At 63.7% G+C, this 18604-nt stretch carries 13 protein-coding genes; 10 read left to right on the top strand and 3 right to left on the bottom strand.

Annotated features, from left to right (window positions below; genetic code table 11):
* Positions 1 to 17: 17 nt before the first annotated feature.
* A complete protein-coding gene (locus NCS02_RS17795; protein WP_008353238.1) occupies positions 18 to 428 on the bottom strand; it encodes a MarR family winged helix-turn-helix transcriptional regulator in 411 nt (136 codons plus the stop codon).
* Between the two features lie 19 nt (positions 429 to 447).
* Entirely contained in the window at positions 448 to 1602 is a 1155-nt protein-coding gene (locus NCS02_RS17790) for an HPP family protein (protein WP_008353239.1), read from the bottom strand.
* A 256-nt stretch (positions 1603 to 1858) separates the two neighbouring features.
* On the opposite strand from NCS02_RS17790, the gene NCS02_RS17785 reads away from it, so the two are divergent.
* A complete protein-coding gene (locus NCS02_RS17785; protein ID WP_502800889.1) occupies positions 1859 to 3706 on the top strand; it encodes a DUF3857 domain-containing transglutaminase family protein in 1848 nt (615 codons plus the stop codon).
* A 3-nt stretch (positions 3707 to 3709) separates the two neighbouring features.
* On the opposite strand, the gene NCS02_RS17780 is transcribed toward NCS02_RS17785, so the two are convergent.
* Positions 3710 to 5647: an SUMF1/EgtB/PvdO family nonheme iron enzyme gene (locus NCS02_RS17780; RefSeq protein WP_250519909.1), complete on the bottom strand. Its 1938-nt coding sequence runs from the start codon at positions 5645 to 5647 to the stop codon at positions 3710 to 3712.
* A 318-nt stretch (positions 5648 to 5965) separates the two neighbouring features.
* Between NCS02_RS17780 and NCS02_RS17775 the strand changes: the two genes are divergently transcribed.
* From NCS02_RS17775 to NCS02_RS17735, 9 genes are all read left to right on the top strand, one after another.
* Positions 5966 to 6403, top strand: a complete 438-nt coding sequence (locus NCS02_RS17775) for a DUF4399 domain-containing protein (protein WP_033537047.1) — start codon at positions 5966 to 5968, stop codon at positions 6401 to 6403.
* Positions 6404 to 6430: 27 nt separating this feature from the next.
* Positions 6431 to 6889 (top strand): DUF4399 domain-containing protein, encoded by a 459-nt coding sequence (locus NCS02_RS17770; protein ID WP_250519908.1) that lies wholly within the window; start codon positions 6431 to 6433, stop codon positions 6887 to 6889.
* A gap of 341 nt (positions 6890 to 7230) precedes the next feature.
* On the top strand, positions 7231 to 7530 hold the full coding sequence (locus NCS02_RS17765) for a hypothetical protein (RefSeq protein ID WP_008353246.1): 300 nt from the start codon (positions 7231 to 7233) through the stop codon (positions 7528 to 7530).
* A 315-nt stretch (positions 7531 to 7845) separates the two neighbouring features.
* On the top strand, positions 7846 to 9258 hold the full coding sequence (locus NCS02_RS17760) for an efflux transporter outer membrane subunit (RefSeq protein ID WP_239294402.1): 1413 nt from the start codon (positions 7846 to 7848) through the stop codon (positions 9256 to 9258).
* A gap of 251 nt (positions 9259 to 9509) precedes the next feature.
* Positions 9510 to 12035: an FHA domain-containing protein gene (locus NCS02_RS17755; protein ID WP_250523263.1), complete on the top strand. Its 2526-nt coding sequence runs from the start codon at positions 9510 to 9512 to the stop codon at positions 12033 to 12035.
* A complete protein-coding gene (locus NCS02_RS17750) occupies positions 12013 to 13386 on the top strand; it encodes a beta-barrel domain-containing protein (RefSeq protein WP_008353252.1) in 1374 nt (457 codons plus the stop codon). The genes NCS02_RS17755 and NCS02_RS17750 overlap by 23 nt, the downstream gene beginning before the upstream one ends.
* A gap of 73 nt (positions 13387 to 13459) precedes the next feature.
* Positions 13460 to 14212: a peptidylprolyl isomerase gene (locus NCS02_RS17745; protein WP_008353254.1), complete on the top strand. Its 753-nt coding sequence runs from the start codon at positions 13460 to 13462 to the stop codon at positions 14210 to 14212.
* Between the two features lie 21 nt (positions 14213 to 14233).
* Complete coding sequence (locus tag NCS02_RS17740) at positions 14234 to 17293, top strand: peptidase domain-containing ABC transporter (protein WP_008353255.1); 3060 nt, start codon at positions 14234 to 14236, stop codon at positions 17291 to 17293.
* Positions 17290 to 18603 carry a sigma-54 interaction domain-containing protein gene (locus tag NCS02_RS17735; protein WP_175979384.1) on the top strand — a complete coding sequence of 438 codons (1314 nt, stop codon included), beginning with the start codon at positions 17290 to 17292 and terminating at the stop codon, positions 18601 to 18603. The genes NCS02_RS17740 and NCS02_RS17735 overlap by 4 nt, the downstream gene beginning before the upstream one ends.
* Position 18604: the final 1 nt, after the last annotated feature.

Here is an 18604-nt window from a genome sequence, read left to right as displayed (position 1 = left end):
GAAGGCGCTCCAGGAATTCAGAAATCGATCTGCGGCACGCGGAACGCGCCATCGAGAGACTTGATTTCCGCGCGATGCAGCGCGGCGAGGCGCGTGAGCACTTCTTCGCCGCGCGCTTCGAGATGCACTCGCACCTGACGGCGATCCTCTTCGCTCTGCGCGCGTCGCACGAGCCCGGCCGCCTCGCAGCGCGTGACCAGCGCCACCACGCCGTGATGATGCGATTGCAGCCGCTCCGCGAGTTCGCCGACCGTTGCCCATTCGCGGCCCGGATAGCCCTTGATGTGCAGGAGCAGCAGATATTGCAGCGGCGTGATGCCTTCGTTCTGCGCGGCCTGCTCGGAGAAGCGCTCGAAGCGCCGCATCTGATAGCGGAATTCGGACAGTTGCTCGAAGTCCGGCTTGTCGAGTTTGCGCGGAGTGTTCATCGGATTTCAGTGGACGCGCTCAGGCGGTCTTGCGCTCGCCCGCGAACGATTGTCGATAGAGGCCGGAGATCAGATCGGCTTCGGTGATCATGCCCGCGAGCTGATCGTGTGCGCCGACCACCGGAATGTGGTGATGCCCCAAGTGCGCGAACATCGGCACCAGATCGGCGATGGCGGTGCTCGTCTTCACGGTGCAGACGTCGGTTGTCATCAGCGAGGCGACGAGCGGCGGCGTCGTCGACGGGCCGCGCATCAGCCGCTCGATCGCCTGCTGCGCGCGTTGCCCGATGCCGTCGCGGCGCACCGGCGCCAGGTCCGCGCGCGTGACGATGCCGCACACGCGGCGCGTCGCGTCGATTACCGGCAGCGCCTTCACCTGATGCCTGTCGATGAGCGCGAGCGCCGCCTGCGCGCTCGTCTCGGGCGTGACGGAGACGATCGCGCGCGACATGATGTCGGCGCACGTGAACTCCGTGAACCGGCGCGCGTAGGCCTGCAACTGCGCTTCGCGAAGCAGCGCTTCGAGATCGTCCGGATCGACGTCGAGCAATTCGCTGCGGCGCGACAGCACGGCCTGCAGGTCGGCGCGCGTGAACGAGTCGGCGCCGGGCGGCGCGACCGCGGGTTTCGGCGCGGCGTGGCCGTGCGGATAGCGATGCCCGGTGAGCGCGTGAAATGCGATCGCCGACACGAGCAGCGCCGCCGACTGGATCGCCACCGGCGCGAACACGAAGCCATAGCCGAGCGCGTGAATCGACGGCCCGCCGAGCACGGCGGTCAGCGCGACCGCGCCCGAAGGCGGATGCACGCAGCGCAGCGCGAACATCGCGCAGATCGCGAGACAGATGGCGAGCGCGGCAGCGTCGACGGGATCGTGAACGAACATCGCGCAGCTGACGCCGACCGTCGCCGACACGATGTTCCCGCCGATGATCGACCACGGCTGCGCGAGCGGACTCGCGGGCACGGCGAAGAGCAGCACGGCGGACGCGCCCATCGGCGCGATGAGATACGGAATCGCGGATGCATCGCCGATCAGCAGATGCGCCAGCCCGCCCGTCAGCGCAATGCCGATCAGCGCGCCGAGCCCCGCGCGCAATCGCTCGGTCCAGCGCAGCGTGACCGGAGCGGGAAGAAAGCCTTGGAGCCAGCGAAGCAATGCGATACGCGTCACTTTTCAGCGTTCCGGGAAGAGTCAGTGGAAGGTCACACTGGCTGGCCGGATCGAGGGCGCGAAAAGCAAGCGTGCGACAATCGTGAAATTGTATCGCAATATGATACAAATTGTCGCGCGCTTCGATTCGTCCCAGGATTCGTCGCACTTTTGATCCGGTTGAACGGGCGTGCGCGGCCGCCATGTCCTCCTGTACGATGAGTTTTCCCTTGCGCGGCGCGGACACTTCGACATGGCACGTCGCAACATTTCCCGGATGGCGTGCTACATCGCGTTCGCGTGCGCGTGGCCGTGCGCGGCGGTCGCGGCGGACGAAGACCCGTCGACGATCGTCAGCGACGCTCATGAGTTCGTCGTCGCGAGCGACGGCTCGCTCACCGAAGACGACATCACCGTGCTGCGCGCGAACACGTCGGCGGGCGTCGACGAAATCGCGCAGCGCTACGTCTGGTATGACAAGAGCGTGTCGAAGGTGGAGATCGTCGAGGCCTATTCGATCGATGCGAGCGGCGCGCGCCACGACGTCTCGCCGGATCAGATCCGCGACGTTCAGGAGCCGCGCTCGGCGGGCGCGCCGACGTTTCAGGACGCGAAACTGCGCGCGGTGATCTTTCCGGCGATGGGCATCGGCTCGACCGTGCATCTGCGTTTTCGCAAGAGCCAGGCGGCGGCGGTCATTCCCGGGCAATTCAACTATTACGTCGATCCGGGGCAGCGGCCCGTCGTGCAGCAGACGCTCGTCTTCGATCTGCCCGCCGACAAGCCGCTTTATGCCGATGCGCGCGGCTATGTCGCCGAGCCGCCCGTCACGGCGAACGGGCGCACGCGTTACGCGTTCACGTACCGGCACGATCGTTTCGCGCGCATCGAAAGCGGCTCCGTGGGCTATGCGCAATACGGCGATCGGCTGATGGTCACGACCTTTCCCGATTACGCGAGCTTCGCGAAGGCCTACCGCGACGCCGCCGCCGATCCGGGCGCGACCGATCCCGCAATCCGCGCGCTCGCGCAATCGCTCACGCAAAACGCCGCCGACGACCGCGCCAAAGCCAAAACGCTCTACGACTGGGTGCGTCACCATATCCGCTACGTCGCGATGTTCATCGGGCAGAGTCCGGCCGTGCCGCATCGCGTGACGGACGTGCTCGCGAATCGCTACGGCGATTGCAAGGATCACGTCGCGCTCTACGGCGCGCTGCTCGATGCCGTCGGCATTCGCAACGAGCCCGCGCTCATCGGGCTCGGTTCGGTCTATACGCTGCCGTCGGTGCCGAGTTACGGATCGGGCGCGATCAACCACATCGTCACCTGGCTGCCGGATCTGAACGTGTTCGCCGACAGCACGGCGGCGAGCGTCGAATTCGGCTTTCTGCCGCTCGCCGACATGGACCGGCCCGCGCTGCTCGTGAATACCGGCGCGCTGGCCCGCACGCCCGCGACGCAGCCGCTCGCGCGCACGGCACGCCTGCAGATCGAGGTCGCGGACAAGGGCGAGGCGAACTTCGCCTACTGGGTCGAGGACGCGGGATGGAGCGCGGAAATCGAGCGGATCAACCTGCGTCTCGCGAATGCGCAACGGCGCGACCAGATCGCGGCGGACCGGCTCCGTTACACGAATCTGCGCGGCGCGGGGGCGTTGACGACGAGCGACGTCGATGCAACCGGCGGCCCGTTCGCGACGACGCTGCGCGGCACGCTCGACGACATCGTCTGGCCGACGGGCACGACGGCATTGCCCGCGCTGTCGAGCCTGTCGGGCGGCATCGCGACGGCGGTGCGCAACTGGCTCGCCGAGCGCGCGCGCACGCAGCCGTATCTGTGCATCGGCGGCACGTTCGACGAAACCGCGCAGATCACGCTGCCGAAGACGACGCACGTCGCCGAAGTGCCCGACGATCTCGATCTGACAAGCGATGTTTTTCGTTATCGCGCGCGCTATGTGTTCGATCCGTCGACCAACGTGATCCAGATATCGCGCACGCTCGACGCCCGCTTCGGCAGGCAAGTCTGCACGCCCGACGATTTTCGGGCGGCGCTGCCGCTGCTCAAGAAAATCGAGCGGGACACGCAGGCGCAGATCATCCTGAAAGCGCTGGGCGGATGAACCTCACTCCATGTCCCGCGCGACGCGAAAGCCGTTCTGCGATTGCCGCACGCTCGAGCTGTACTTGAAGCGCGTCGCCGACTGCATGTAGGCCGCGCCTTCGCGCCACGAGCCGCCGCGAATCACGCGCACGCTGCACGACGGATCGTCCCAGGCGCGGCCATCGGCGGGCGCGTTCTTGTAGGAACTGTGCCAGCAGTCGGCGACCCATTCCCAGACGCTGCCGTTCATGTCGTAGAGGCCGTACGGGTTCGCGGCGAACGATCCGACCGGCGTCGGCGCTTCGGGCTTGTACGGATCGCCGCAATCCTTGCAGTCGGCGGTGCCTTTTTTCATCTGATCGCCCCACCAGTACGTCGATTGCGTGCCGCCGCGCGCGGCGTATTCCCATTCCGCTTCCGTCGGCAAGCGATACGGCTTGCCGCCCACCTTGCTCAGCCATTTGACGTAGACCTGCGCGTCGTCCCAGCTCACGTTGCGCATCGGCGCGTTGCCGGGCGGCGTCGATTCGCCTTCGGGCGCGACGCGCGTGCACGCGCCCGCATCGGCGCAGGCGTTCCATTGCTCGACGGTGACTTCGTATTTGCCGATGGCGAACGCACGCCCGACCGACACGCGATGCGGCGGCTTCTCGGCGGGATCGTCGTTGTTGCTGCCCATCGTGAAGCTGCCCGCGGCGATCGGGATCAGCGCAGGGCACGCCGGGCAATCCTTGATCTCGCCGCCGCTCGCCGTCTTGGCGGCCGGTTTCGTGGTCACGGCGGCGGGCGGCGCGGCAGGCGCTGCCGTCGTGCTCGGGCGCGGTTTTTCAGGCGCGGCAGCGGTAGCCGGCGCGGACGGCGCGGGCGTCGGCTTCGGCGCGGGTGCGGGTGCGGGTGCGGCCGGTGCGGCGGTCGCGGCAGGTGGCGCGGAAGCGGCGGGCTTTGCATTTCCGGCTGCGCGCAAACGCTCGATGCGCGCCTTCGCGAGCGCCGCGAATCGGCCGTTCGGATAAGCCTTCAAATAGGCTTCGTAATCGCTCGGATAGGTGCTGTCCTTGATCGAATCCCAGAACGTCAGTTCGTACTGCTCGTTGCTGTCTTTCGGCAGAATGCCGCGCGTGCGGACGATGCTGGCGGATTCGGCAGGCACGATGGCGGTCGCGTCCGCTATACGCATGTTCGACGTCGTATCGGCGATGGCGAAGCCGTCATCGAGCGTGGACGCGATCCACGGCCGCTGCGCGCCATGCGATGCCCGCGCGACATCCGATGCCGCCGCAGCGAACGCCGCCGGCGTCACCGATGACCGCGCGCCCAACGCGTGCAGCAACGCCGCGGTATAGCGACCGTTGCGCGCGTCTTCGGATGCGGCATCGCCCGGCGCAGCCGCATACGCGACGAGCGTGCGCGGCGGCAGCGTCCACGCCCGCGCGCGCGTTGTCTCGAAGGGATCGGTGAGACACATGTCGAGCACGACGATGTTCGCCGCGTCCGGCCGCGCCCGCGTAATGCGCTCGACGATGTCCCGCGCGGAAATCGCATCGCGCACGAGCGTCGCGGGGCGTTGCTCGCGCGCGTCGAGCGGCACGAGCAACGCATCGCCGCCCGCCTGCAATCCGTGGCCGGCGAAATAGACGAGCGCCGTATCGTCGGGGCCGAGGCGCGCGGCGAACGCATCGAGTGCCTGGCGCATCGCGGCTTCGTCGAGATTCGTGCGGCGCGTGACGTCGAAACCGAGCGCGTTCAGGGCGATGCTCATGTCGTCGGCATCGCGCGATGCGCTCGCGAGCGGCTGATCGAGATAGTCGGCATTGCCGATCACGAGCGCGAGATGACGGGGCGCGTGTGCGATCGTCGAGATCGGGGAAGAGGGCGGCGCTGTGACCGATGCCGCGTTCGCTGATACGAGCGTCTGGCCGATCGTCAGGACAACGCTCGCGATAAGAAGAGTTCGCCACATGTTCACACCCTGTCCGTCCGGCTTTGAGTTGAGGGCATCGCACTGCATTCGCGTGCGATGCCAACGCTTCGGGTACGGCATCAACAACGATAGCACGCGCTCAGACGCCGCTTAATCCCCTGAAAGGAGGTATCCGTCATGAGGTTAATCAGGCCCCCCGCGTGACCGTATCTTTTTTAAACGTTACGTCCTAATCTAAAAACCAGCGACGCAGCATCAGGTAATCCGCATCGCGCTCGAGCACGAGCGTTCGTCCGTGCCCGGAGCGATTTCCCTGGCCCATCCGCGAGGCCTTTCAACGAGAGAGGCGTGCAAAACATGCTGAGAAGAACCGTGCTTGGCGCGCTGGCTTCCCTGGCCGCATTGGCCGCCGATTCGTCGTTTTCCGCCGCGCGTGCCCGCACGCCCGCGCCGCCGAACGCCGAGGCGTACATCATCTGGCCGCCGGACGGGGCCGTGATCACGGGCGGCAAGCTATGGGTGCGCATGGGCTTGCGCAACATGGGCGTATGTCCGAAGGGCGTCGATCTGCCGAACGTGGGGCATCACCATCTGCTCGTCGATACCGATCTGCCGCCGCTCGATCAGGAGATCCCGTCCGATCGCAATCACCTGCATTACGGCGCGGGCGAAACCGATGCTCGCCTCGAATTGCCGCCGGGCAAGCACACCTTGCAGTTGCTGATGGGCGACTACAACCACGTTCCGCACGACCCGCCGGTGTATTCGAAGAAGATCACGATCATCGTGAAATGAGCTGTGCACTTGCCGAGGGCACATGACATGAACAAACGATCCGCTGATGCGCTCGCGCTGCCGCGTTCGCTCCTCGTCGCCGCCACGCTCGCGACGGCGTTCGCCGCGTCTCATGCGCTCGCCGGGACGACGCCCGCGCCGGCCAACGCGTATGCGTACATCGGCTTTCCGAACGATGGCCAGACCGTGCCCGCGGGCAAGCCGTTCCGCGTCTGGTTCGGGCTGCGTTTCATGGGCGTCGCGCCGCGCGGCGTGAAGTTTCCGAACACGGGGCATCATCATTTGCTGATCGATGTGGACCTGCCGCCGATGGATCAGGAGATTCCATCGGATCGCAATCATCTGCACTACGGCGCCGGCGAAACCGAAACGATGATCGAACTGCCGCCGGGCAAGCACACGCTTCAGCTTTTGATGGGCGATGACAAGCACATACCGCATAACCCGCCCGTCTATTCCCGAAAGATCACGATCTACGTCAAGTAAGTCCGGGCGCCGCGTGATGCATCGAGCGGCGCCTTTCCCGATTGCTTTCATCCAACTCGTATCCGCGTGCGTATCGCGGAGGGGATCGTTCGTCCGCTGCAAATCGCACGGGTGTCGCCGGGTAACAGACAGTGAAGATCAGAAGTGTCGGGCGGGCAGCATCATCGGCTTAGAAGGACAGATGCAGCGTAAATCGGCGCAGCCCATATGCAGCGCGGCGCGCAGAGAAAAACGCATGACGCATGACGCGATTGGCACAGCCTGTGCATTGAATGGCGGCGAGCAGACAAGTTGCTCCGAGCCACCACCGAATGCGCGATGCGCACCCAAGGAGAGCGGAAATGAAGACGCTGACCATCAAGGACCTTCCCGTCACCGAAGATCTCGACACGCGTGCGATGTCGGCGGTGCGCGGCGGCTCCGCGGTCCTGTTTCCCGGCTTCATCTCGATGAACGGCACGACGCTCTCGATGCCGTTCAATCCGCAGCAGATCATCAATCAGACGCAGACGACGTTCAATCAGAACGGCAGCAACATCGCCTTCGCCGAAGCGCTGAAGTCGCAGTCGACGGTCACGCCGACGCAGAGCGCGAAGAACATCGCCAACGTGAACTTCGGCATCGCGGGCGATCTCGCATAAGCGAAACGTCGCGAGGAATGAACCGCATATCGGTGCGGTAAGCATCGAGGTAGTCGCAGCAAAGGCGGGGCGCGGGGAGCTTCGCCGTAACACCGCCCTCAGCATCGGGCGTAGTGGTTCGCGCGCGGGTCGCATCCGTCGCCGGACCGCGTCACGACGACGCGCGACGTGCCTCAAGAGCACGCGCGCGCAACGTGACTTAACCCGTATGGAGTCGCGGCGCGCCGTGTGATTTACTTGAATGACCGGACGGCCGGCGCCGTGCTTCTCACCCATGAAACTGACCGTCGGTGCGCGTTCACCGGGAGCGAGATCGTGCGAGCCTTGTTGCCATCGTTAGGGCTGGTTGCAGCCGCGCTGCTTTCGGGCTGCATCGACGTGACGCCGCCGACGTATCAGCGGCCCGACACGCCCGAGAAAACCGCCTTCACGAAGACCGACGCAGCGAAAGTCGCCGCATCCGACACGATCCGGCCCGACTGGTGGAAGCAGTTCAACGACCCGTATCTCGACTCGCTGGTTGAAAAGGCCATCAGCGGCAACTTCGACATCAAGGTGCTGGCCGCGCGCATCCAGGTGGCGGGCGCGCAGATCGGCGAGGCGCGCGCGGGCGCGTTGCCGTCGATGGATCTCGGCGCGGGCGCGAGCTTCGAGAAGACGACCGGCCAGCAGTTCTCGAAGCAGTACAACCTGGCGACGCAGGTGAGCTGGGACATCGATATCTGGGGCTCGGTGGAGAAGGGCGTGCAGGCGCAGAAAGCCGAATTCCGCGCGACCGAGGCCGACTGGCGCGCCGGTTATCTCGAACTCGTCGCACTCGTCTCGACGACGTACTTCCAGATTCTCCAGTTCGACGATCAGATCGATCAGCAGAAGCAGACCATCGCGACCAACCAGCAGATCCTGACGATCTTCGAAGGCATGCAGAAGAACGGCCTCGTGCCGAAGACGCAGGTGCTCACGCAGCGCGCCGAACTCAACCGGCTGACGCGCGAGTTGCTGGAGTTGCGCCGCTCGCGCGATCTCGCGAACAACGCGCTCTCGACGCTGATGGGCGTGCCGGCAGGCGAGTTCCGGATGCCCGACGGCAAGCTGCAAAAGCGCGTGCAGATTCCGCCGGTGCCGGAGGGATTGCCATCGCAGTTGCTCGCGCGCCGCCCCGATCTGATCGCGGCCGAATATCGCGTGCTCGAAGCGTATGACCTCGTCGGCCAGGCAAAGCTCGCGCAACTGCCGACCATCAACCTGACCGGACGCGCGGGCACTGCAAGCTTTCAACTGACCGATCTCCTGAAGATCTTCACGCTGAGTTTCGTGCCGAGCATCAATATCCCGATTCTCGATCCGTCCGTGCGCGCTCACGTCAAGACGACCGAGGCGCAGACGACGGTGGCCGAACAGCAATATCGCAGCACGGTGATGAACGCGTTCGAAGAAGTGGAGAACGCGCTGGTCAATCTCGATTCGCATACGAAGCAGCGCGTCGAGCTGCAACAGGAAGTGGATCAGTTGACGATCGTCGCCGCGCAGATCGACGCGCAACTGAAAGAGGGCGTGATCTCGCAGCTTCAGGTGTTCGAGACGGAGCGCACGCTGCTCGCGGCGCAACTCGCGCTGCTCGCGAACCATCAGCAAATTCTGTCGGACACGGTGACGCTTTATAAGGCGCTCGGCGGCGGCTGGCCGACCGTCGATGTGCAAAGCGCAAGCAAGGACGGATTGAAGTGAAGCACTCCATGAATAATGTGCACCAAATTAATAATATGAATTGCTAACGATCGTGCCGAATCGCTCATGGATGGCGTGATGCAGCGGTGCAGCACGATTGACTACGACGATGCGTGACTTAAACTCTCAACAGCCGCCGGCTGCAAATGACTTCGATTACGGCGCGGTCCAACTTGTCCATGCGCCCGACGTTGCCGGGCAATCCTCTGGCGCGTCGGCGGCAGCGGCTGGACGTTCCTCGTGACATGGACATGGCTCAAGGCTTTTCCGTGGCGGATCCGCAGCCGAGCGTGGGCGAGGCGTTCGACGTCGTCCTGAAGCCCGCGCCGCATGGCGAGCTTGCGCGCGAGCTGGCGGAGAGACTCACGGAGATCCGTATCGACGAAAATCTCTTCGCTATCGGCCGCGCCGAAGCGCCGTTCGATACGAGTCCGCCCGAAGCCGTGGCGCAGCTCTCGCGCCGTCATGCGCGCATCTTCATCGAGCACGGGTTCGTCTATATCGCCGATCTCGCCAGCAAGAACGGCACGGCCGTAAATGGCACGCCCGTGCGCGAGACGCCCGCGCGCGTGCGAAGCGGCGATGTCATTTCGTTCGGCAGCAAGCTGTCGTATCGCGTGCAGTTCGCGCCGCGCGCGCGGCGTCTGAGTGTGCCGAAACCAATCGGCCTCACGCTTACGCCGCAGCGCGACGATCTCGGTCTTCAGCCGATCGAACTCGCGCAGTTTCCGTTTCTCGTTAGCAAGAGCGACGACACGTTTTCGCGTTATCGCGATGAGTATCCGCATCAGGTCAATTACGTGTCACGGCGCCACGCGCATGTGTTCATCAAGAGCGGCGCGCCGTTCGTCGAAGACCTCGGCAGCACCAATGGCACGTTCGTGAACGGCGAGCGGCTCGGCGCGTCGGCGGTCGAACTGAAGAACGGCGATAGCGTCGCGTTCGGCGGAACGCACTTCGCGTACGTGGTGCATCTGCACGGCGACGAAAGCGAATCGACGCTCACGGAAATCGTCGCGCAGGTCGCCGCGCCATCGCACGACGACGAATCCGACAGCGACAAGACGACCTTCGTCGGCTCGGCGCATTCGTTTCTCGACATCTTCTGCGTCGATCAGGCCGCGGCGCGCGAGGATGAAGTCAACGAAGAGGCGCAGCCGACACCCGCCGAGGAAAAGCGCCCGGACGCGCGCGCCGCGAAGCGCAGCAAGTTCGGGCTCTTCGTGTCGGAGTTGCGCCGTGTGCTCGCGAACGACGATGCGCGCGCCGCGCGCCGCACGCGCATCATCGTGGCGTGCGTGCTGACGGCGCTCGTTGCAGTCGGCGCCGCGCTTTTCTATAGCGGTTCGAACGAGCGTGAGGCCAAATCGCTGATGGAGCACGGCGAGTACGCCGAGGCCGCGGCCGTCACGAACGAATATCTGAAGACGCATCCGAAGGACGCGCCGTTCACGTCGATGAACACCGAGGCCGTGCTCAAGTCCAACGTGCCGCGCTGGCTTGCTGCACTGAAAAAGGGCGATTTCGCGAACGCGGACGCGATCATCGCGCAGATGCGTTCGCTCAGCGAGCACAACGCAGACGTGCATTCGCTTATCGACGAACTCGAATGGATCGGCAAGCTGGAAAGTTTTGTGATGAGCCGTGGCGGCGCCGAAGCGCCGATCCGCATGTACGGCGACGAGCCGCGCATCGGCGCAATCCTGAAGCATTGGGAAGCGGACGCGGCGGGACATCAGCGCGATCTGGACCGCATCGCGGGCTATGTGCCCGAGTTCTGCGATCCGTATGCGCTCGCGCTGAGTCATCTGCGCAAGCTGCAAAGCGACGATTCGGTGTATCTCGCGGCCATCGAGAGGCTCGATGCGAGCATCGCGAAGAATCTCGGCCAGGACGATCCCGATGCGATCGGCGCGGCGTTGAAGGAATATGCGGACAAGTATCCGCGGCTCGCGGGTCTCGATCGCGTGCGCGCCGATCTCGATGCCTACGCGGGCTTGCGACGCAGCATCAACGGTGCGAGCCTCGCGCCGCTCGCGGGTTCGGTCAGCGAGGCCCATTTCTCGACGCCGCCGTTCCAGGAAAAATTTCGGCAGATGACCGCGAGCCAGTTGCCGCCGCCCGACGTGCTCGCGCAATACACGAGCGTCGCGGATGCATGGAATCGCGGACAGAGCGCGCAGGCGATCGACGCGCTGCAAAAGCTGCCTCAAGGCTCGTGGACGCAGACCGTGCAGAAGGAACTCGCGCACAAGAAAGCCGTGGCCGCGCAGTTCGCCGAGCTGCAAAAGGCGCGCGGCTCGAAGGGCTACGAAGACGCGCTGCTGTCGTTCTACGAGACGCTCGATCTCGAGAGCGACGCGTTCTACGCGAAAGCCGTCGCGCCCGAATTCACCGCGTTGAAGGACAGGGCGACGGCCCGCGCGCAAGCGTTGATGACGCAGGCGCAAACGTCGTGGCAGCAGTATCGGACGAACGGCGGCATCGGCGGATCGCAGCGGCTCGAATCGGGCGTGTCGGATGTGTTCCGGACGCAGGCACGGCTGCTGTCCGACGCGGAAGACGCGGCCACGCGCGGCATGCGTATTTTCCGGCAGGTGAAGGCGGACAGCGCGACGGCGAAGTGGACCGCGCTCGCCAATGAGATCGACACCGAAGCGGATCTGCAACGGCGTTCGCTGCAGGATCTGCGGATGGTGCTCGAACCGGGGCTTCTCAATACCAAGCTGAGTCTGATCGGCGGAGGCACGAGCAGTGAAGAGAGACGCACACCTTAAGCCGCTGTCGGAGGCGCTAGGCGAACACGGCGCCGAAGGCATCGCGATTCTCACGGCGGAGCCCGCGCGGCTCACGCAGGGCCTTGTCTTCGCGATGGTGGCGCTCGTCGCGTCGGCGCTCGTGTGGTCGTTCGTCGGCCATGCGGACGTGATGGTGACGGCGCAAGGCACGCTCGCGCCGGAATCGGAAGTGCGGCGTTTCTATGCGCCGATCGACGGCGAGCTCGCCGATCTCTATATCGCCGAAGGGCAGCCCGTGCGCAAGGACGATGTCGTCGCGCGCCTGAATGCGCGCGGTGCGATCGAAGCGGCGACCAATGCGCTCGAAGCGCAGCTCAAGCTCGACGATGCCGAGCGCGAATGGAAGCAGTTCCCCGAAAAGAAGCTGCTGATGGAGCGCAAGATCGCCGCGCTCAAGGATCAGATGGATGTGGAAGAGCATCAACATCAGCAGCGCGTGGCCGAAGGCACGAGCAAGCTCGCGGAAGGTCAGAAGGCGCAGTTGCAGGAAGCGCGCAGCACGCTCGAAAACGCGCGCCGCGCCCGCGATGCCGCGAAGGTCGAACTCGACCGCTTTCAGCGTCTGCTCGCGTTGCCGGGCGGCGGCGGCATTGCGGAAGCGCAGGTCGATCAGAAACGCAATGCCTATCTCGAAGCGGACGGCGCGTATCGCGTCGAGCAATCGCGGCTCGCGGAACTCGACTTCCGTCTGAGTCACGATTTCACGCAGGCCAAGCGTCAACTGGAAACGAGCGGTCAGGAAGCGACGAGCCTGCGTCTGCAATACGAAGCCGCGATGCGCGAAGTCGCGAGCACCGAAGACAAGTTGCGTTTGCAACTACAGACCGCGCGCCTCGTCGCGGATGCGGCCGCGCGCATCAAGTTCGAGAACATCGACAAGGACAATTTCCTGTTGATTCTCGCGCCGGTGTCCGGCGTGGTGACGGACGTGACATCGACGCAGCCCGGCGACAAGATACAGGCGAACACGCCGCTCGGCGGCATCGCGCCGGCCAATGCGAAGCCGGTGCTCAAGATCGAGATCGCCGAGCACGACCGCGCGTTTCTGCGCGAAGGGCAGCGCGTGAAGCTCAAGTTCAATGCGTTTCCTTATCAGCGCTATGGCGTGATCGAGGGCACGCTCGCGTTCATTTCGCCCGCGACCAAGCCGAGCCCGACGAGCAAGCAACCCGTCTACGAAGGACGCGTGACGCTCGATCGCGATTCCTATCAGATCGCGGACACGAAGTATCCGCTGCGTTACGGCATGACCGCGACCGCTGAGATCGTCGTGCGCGAGCGGCGCCTCATCGATCTCGGGCTGGATCCGTTCCGCAATGTAGCGGGATAAATATGGGGGGTTACACGGGCGCCGCAACGCGAACATGATGCGCAATTCAACATGGAACCGAACGGAGAACGATATGACGGCGATTGTGCGTATCGACGACGAAGTGGTCGACGTCGGCGAATTCATCAGGTTATTGAAGTTGAATGGTCAGTTCGACAGTCTCATCGAGCAGCTCGTGCGCGACAAGCTCACGGTGCGCGCGGCGAAGAAGTCGGGTATCGCCGTGAGCGACGATGAAATCCAGAATCGCGCCGATCAGTTCCGGCGCATTCGCGGTCTGCATCGCGCGGCGGACATGAACAATTATCTCGATGCGCTGCATGTGAGCCTCGACGAGTTCGAGGTCTTCATCACCGACACGCTGTATCAGGAAAAGATGCTCGACAAGGTAGGCACGGCGCGCGAGATCGAAGAGTACTTCCAGCTCAACTCGCCGAAGTTCGACAGCATCGAAGTCAGTCATATCCTGCTCGACACCGAAGGCAGCGCGAAGGAAATGATCTCGTATCTCAACGACGATCCCGACAGCTTCGCCGACATGGCGCGCGAGCACTCGCTCGCCGACACGCGCGACGCGGGCGGCGTGATCGGCCGCGTGATGCGCGGACAGATGAAACCGGACGTCGAAGCGAAAGTCTTCAACGCGGAGGTCGGCGATCTGCTCGGGCCGTTCGTATCGGCGGACGGCGCATCGTATGAGATTTTCGCGGTGACGGCGAAGTATCCGGCGAAGCTCGACGAGGACGTGTCCGCGGAAATTCGCCGCCTGCTGCGCGAAGACTGGATGATGGCGCGTGCGCAGGAACACGTCATCGAAGCACGCTGATCGACCGGAACGCGACACGACATGGACGCTCCATCCAGCCTTGATTCGCCCGCTGACTTTCTTTCGTCGGTGGAGATTCTTTCGCCCTTCACGCGCGAGGAAATCGAGCAATTCGCGGCGCAAGCGGAGTCGCGGCGCTTCGGTTTCGGCGAGACCGTGTGCAACGCGGGCGATGCGGCCGATGGACTCTATATCGTGAAAGCGGGGTCCGTGCGTATCTTCACCGAAGAGCACGGCAAGGAAATCAGCATGGGGGTGAAGAAGGAGCGCGAGACCTTCGCGGATATCGCGATGCTGCGCGACTATCGCCATGAGTCGTCGGTGCGCTCCTCCGGCAAGACCGAGCTGCTGTTCATCCCGCGCACGGCGATCGACCCCGTCATCGCGAAGAATCCCGCCGCGCTCGCCTTCGTCACGAGCTATGTCGCCATTAACTCGGCGGGCGGTTTCGTCGCAAAGCTCTTCGATCTGCGCGGCAAGCTCGACAAGGCCGAACTCGAAGAATGCGTGCGCAGCGTCGGCGTGAAGCGTGTCGCGGAAGGCAAGGAGATTCTCAAGCAGGAGTCGCGCGACGACCGGCGTCTCTATGTCGTGCGGCAAGGCGAAGTGCGGATCGTGCGCGAAGAGGGCGGCGAGCGGCATGTGCTCGCGACGCTCGGTCCCGGCGAGATCTTCGGCGAGAAGGCCTGCGTGATGCGCCAGGAGCAGATGGCCTCCGCCATCGCGAGCACCGATACGCGCCTGCTCGTGATTCCCGAGAAGACCGTGCACTTCATCATCGAGCGAAACGTGAAGCTGCGCGAAGTGCTCGAAGAGCGCATCCGCTTCACCGAGCGCGAATTGCAGCGGCAGAAGAAGATCACCGAGCGCCGCAAGCTGCCCGCAATGCTCGATCTGCACACGAAGCCCGAACTGGGCGAGCGCGTCATCAAGCGCTTCGCGTGGATCGAGCAGGCGGAGGAGATGGATTGCGGCGCGGCCTGTCTCGCGATGATCTGCCGTCACTACGGCATCAACATGACGCTGGGCAAGCTGCGCGAACTGGCCAACGTCACGACATCCGGCGCGACGCTGGATTCACTCGCACGCGCCGGCGAATCGCTCGGCTTCACGACGCGCGGCGTGCAGTGCACGTTCGAATCGTTGCGCGGCTTCGAGATGCCGTTCATCGCGCATTGGGAGGGATACCACTACATCATCGTCTATGGCGTGTCGAGCGAGAACGTATGGGTCGCGGACCCGGCGATCGGCTTCAGGAAGATGACCGTCGGCGAGTTCGAGCGCGGCTGGAGCGGCACGTGTCTGCTTTTCACGCCGGGGCAGGATCTCACGCAAAAGGCCGTGTCGCGTTCGCCGTGGCTGCGTTTCGTCGGCTATCTGAAGCCGTACAAGAAGATCCTGCTGCATCTCTTTCTCGCGACCTTCGTCATTCAAGTGCTGGGCGTGATACCGCCGCTCATCATCCAGAACATTCTCGATGGCGTGATCGTGCATCAGAACGTGAACCTGCTTCATGTGCTGATCGCAGGGCTCATCATCGCGAGCCTGTTCACGCAGCTCATGACGACGATACGTGCGTATCTCGCGAACTTCATGGTCCGCAACATGGACTTCGCGATGATGTCGCAGTTCTTCAGGCACACGTTCTCGCTGCCGTTCGGCTTCTTCGCGAAGCGCAAGACCGGCGATGTGTTCGCGCGCTTTCAGGAGAATCACACGATTCGCGCGTTTCTCACCGAATCGACGGTATCGACCGTGCTGAACCTGCTGATGATCTTCATCTACTTCACGATCATGTTCCTCTACAACGTGAAGCTCACGTTGCTGCTGATCGCGTTCGTCATCCCGATGATGGTGCTCACGGTCGTCGCGACGCCGCGCATCAAGCAGAACGCGCGCGAAACGTTCTCAGCGGGAACGGATGCGCGTTCGTATCTGATGGAAGCACTCGGCGGCGTCGAGACGGTGAAGGGCATGGGTATCGAGCGCGCGGTGCGTCTCAAGTGGGAAAAGAAGTATGCGAAGTCGCTCGAAGTGCAATACAAGTCGCAGCGCTTCAATATCGTGGTGGGCTTGTGCAGCCAGTTGCTCAATGCGGCGACGACCATCGGCGTGTTATGGGTCGGCGCGAATCTCGTCCTTGCGCGCGAACTGACCATCGGGCAACTGATCGCGTTCAATGCCTACATGGGCAGCGTGCTCGCGCCGCTGATGGGTCTCATCAACTTGTGGAGCCTGCTGAACGATGCGGGCGTCGCGATGGAGCGGCTCGGCGACGTGCTCGATATCGAGCCGGAGCAGAAGCCCGAAGACATGCAGCAGCGCGTCATGCTGCCCGACCTGCAGGGCGATATCAGTTTCAACGGCGTGTACTTCCGTTATGGCGAAGGCGATGCGCCTTACGTGCTGGAGAACATCAGCTTCGATATCAAGCCGGGCGAGCTGATTGCGATCGTCGGGCGCAGCGGCTCCGGTAAAACGACGCTCGCGAAACTGCTCGTCGGCTTCTATGCGCCGAGCGAAGGCAAGATGACCGTCGATGGCTACGATATCAACGTCGTCGATAAAGGGTTCTTTCGCGCGCAGATCGGCTATGTGATGCAGAGCAACCTGCTGTTTTCGGGGACGATCGCGGAGAACATCGCGAGCGGCGATGAAGCGCCGGACAGAAGGCGTATCGAAGAAGTCGCGAAGATGGCCGACGCGCACGCGTTCATCGCGAAGATGCCGCTCGGTTATGAGCAGGTGGTCGGCGAGCGCGGCGTAGGATTGTCGGGCGGACAGATTCAGCGCTTATGCATCGCGCGGGCGCTGTATCACGATCCGCGTCTGCTCGTATTCGACGAAGCGACGTCCGCGCTCGATACGCAATCGGAAAGCAATATTCTCGGCAACATGCAGGAGATTTTGAAAGGGCGCACGGCGGTCATCATCGCGCACCGCCTTTCGACGATCATGCGCGCCGACAAGATTCTCGTGCTGTACGAAGGCGGCATCGTCGAACAGGGCAAGCATGACGAACTCGTCGCGAGAAAGGGCATGTACTACCAACTCGTGCAAAAGCAACTGAGCGCAGCATGAAAATACTCGACCAACCGGAAAGCGATAGCAGCGCGCCCGCGTCATCGGCGATTTCGTATGCGGGGCTCATCGAGAAGATCGAGATCTTGCGCTCGACGCTTCGATGGACCTCGCGGCTCGAGCGTCCCGAGATCGAAAAGCTGTTGCGGCAGGCGAGCACCCTGCGCGACGAAGTCATGCAACTGTCGCACAAGGAGCGCTTCGTGCAGGCGGCGGCCGCCGAACCGAAGCGCGATCTTCCGCCAGGCGCGCGGCGGCAGGCGCTGATCGAACGCAGCTTCGTATTCGAAGGCACGTTCGGCGATAACCCGAAGTTGCTGGAAGCGCTGGAAATCGCGGAAAAAGCCGCGCCGACGGACTTGCCGGTATTGATCGATGGCGAAAGCGGCACCGGCAAGGAATTGATGGCGAAGGTCATTCACGCGAACGGATCGCGTGCCGACAAGCCTTATATCTCGGTGAACTGCGGCGCGATTCCGGACAATCTACTGGAGTCCGAACTATTCGGGCATCGCAAGGGCGCGTTCACCGGAGCGAGCAATGATCGCAAGGGAAAATTCGAAAGCGCGCACACGGGCACGATCTTTCTCGATGAGATCGGCGAACTGCCTTTGCAGGGGCAGGTGAAGCTGTTGCGCGTGCTGGAAGCGCATGAAATTCAGCGCGTGGGTTCGGACGAGCCCATTGCGGTGGATACGCGCATCGTCGCGGCAACCAATCGCAACTTGCGCAAGTTCTGCGACGAGGGGCGTTTTCGCGAGGATCTGTTTTATCGGCTGAGCGTCATTCATCTGACGCTGCCTGCTTTGCGTGAACGGCGCGATGAAATTCCGCTGCTGCTCGCGTATTTCGGCGACGAAGCGGCCGCGACATTGAAGCGCCGGCCGGTGAAGTTGTCGCCGCGGCTACGGGATTTTCTGCGCAACTATGACTATCCGGGGAACATCCGCGAGTTGCGGAACGTGGTGTACCGCCTCGCGTGTCTTGCGGGCGATATGGCCGACATCGATCATCTGCCGGTCGACATACGGCCGAAGTCATCGCTCTCGCTCGCAATGGGCGGGCCGGCGGCGAGCGGAAACGGCATCGCGACGGCGAGCTCGCTCGCGGAAGCGAAGCGCGTCGCCAGCGACGAAGCGGAGCGCGCGTTTCTCGAACGAGGCTTGCAGGAAACCGGCGGAACGGTGGCCGAGCTTGCGAGACGGTACGAGATGAACCGCTCGCATCTGCAGATGCTTTTGAAAAAGCACGGGCTGCATTCGAAGGAGTTTCGAGCCGCGGCGCAGAAGAACAAGGAGGCGGGCGGTTGAG

The sequence above is a fragment of the Caballeronia sp. NCF2 genome, from assembly GCF_023631205.1.
Classification (GTDB): domain Bacteria; phylum Pseudomonadota; class Gammaproteobacteria; order Burkholderiales; family Burkholderiaceae; genus Caballeronia; species Caballeronia zhejiangensis.
Note: the sequence above shows the minus strand (reverse complement) of the source record. Positions and strands in the feature narration are given on the sequence as shown.

Excerpts from the sequence above, each read along its gene's own strand:
- NCS02_RS17745 (WP_008353254.1), top strand. The coding sequence starts at position 13,460 with ATGACGGCGATTGTGCGTATCGACGACGAAGTGGTCGACGTCGGCGAA.
- NCS02_RS17795 (WP_008353238.1), bottom strand. The coding sequence starts at position 428 with ATGAACACTCCGCGCAAACTCGACAAGCCGGACTTCGAGCAACTGTCC.
- NCS02_RS17780 (WP_250519909.1), bottom strand. The coding sequence starts at position 5,647 with ATGTGGCGAACTCTTCTTATCGCGAGCGTTGTCCTGACGATCGGCCAG.
- NCS02_RS17735 (WP_175979384.1), top strand. The coding sequence starts at position 17,290 with ATGAAAATACTCGACCAACCGGAAAGCGATAGCAGCGCGCCCGCGTCA.
- NCS02_RS17755 (WP_250523263.1), top strand. The coding sequence starts at position 9,510 with ATGGCTCAAGGCTTTTCCGTGGCGGATCCGCAGCCGAGCGTGGGCGAG.
- NCS02_RS17785 (WP_502800889.1), top strand. The coding sequence starts at position 1,859 with ATGGCGTGCTACATCGCGTTCGCGTGCGCGTGGCCGTGCGCGGCGGTC.
- NCS02_RS17770 (WP_250519908.1), top strand. The coding sequence starts at position 6,431 with ATGAACAAACGATCCGCTGATGCGCTCGCGCTGCCGCGTTCGCTCCTC.
- NCS02_RS17775 (WP_033537047.1), top strand. The coding sequence starts at position 5,966 with ATGCTGAGAAGAACCGTGCTTGGCGCGCTGGCTTCCCTGGCCGCATTG.
- NCS02_RS17765 (WP_008353246.1), top strand. The coding sequence starts at position 7,231 with ATGAAGACGCTGACCATCAAGGACCTTCCCGTCACCGAAGATCTCGAC.
- NCS02_RS17740 (WP_008353255.1), top strand. The coding sequence starts at position 14,234 with ATGGACGCTCCATCCAGCCTTGATTCGCCCGCTGACTTTCTTTCGTCG.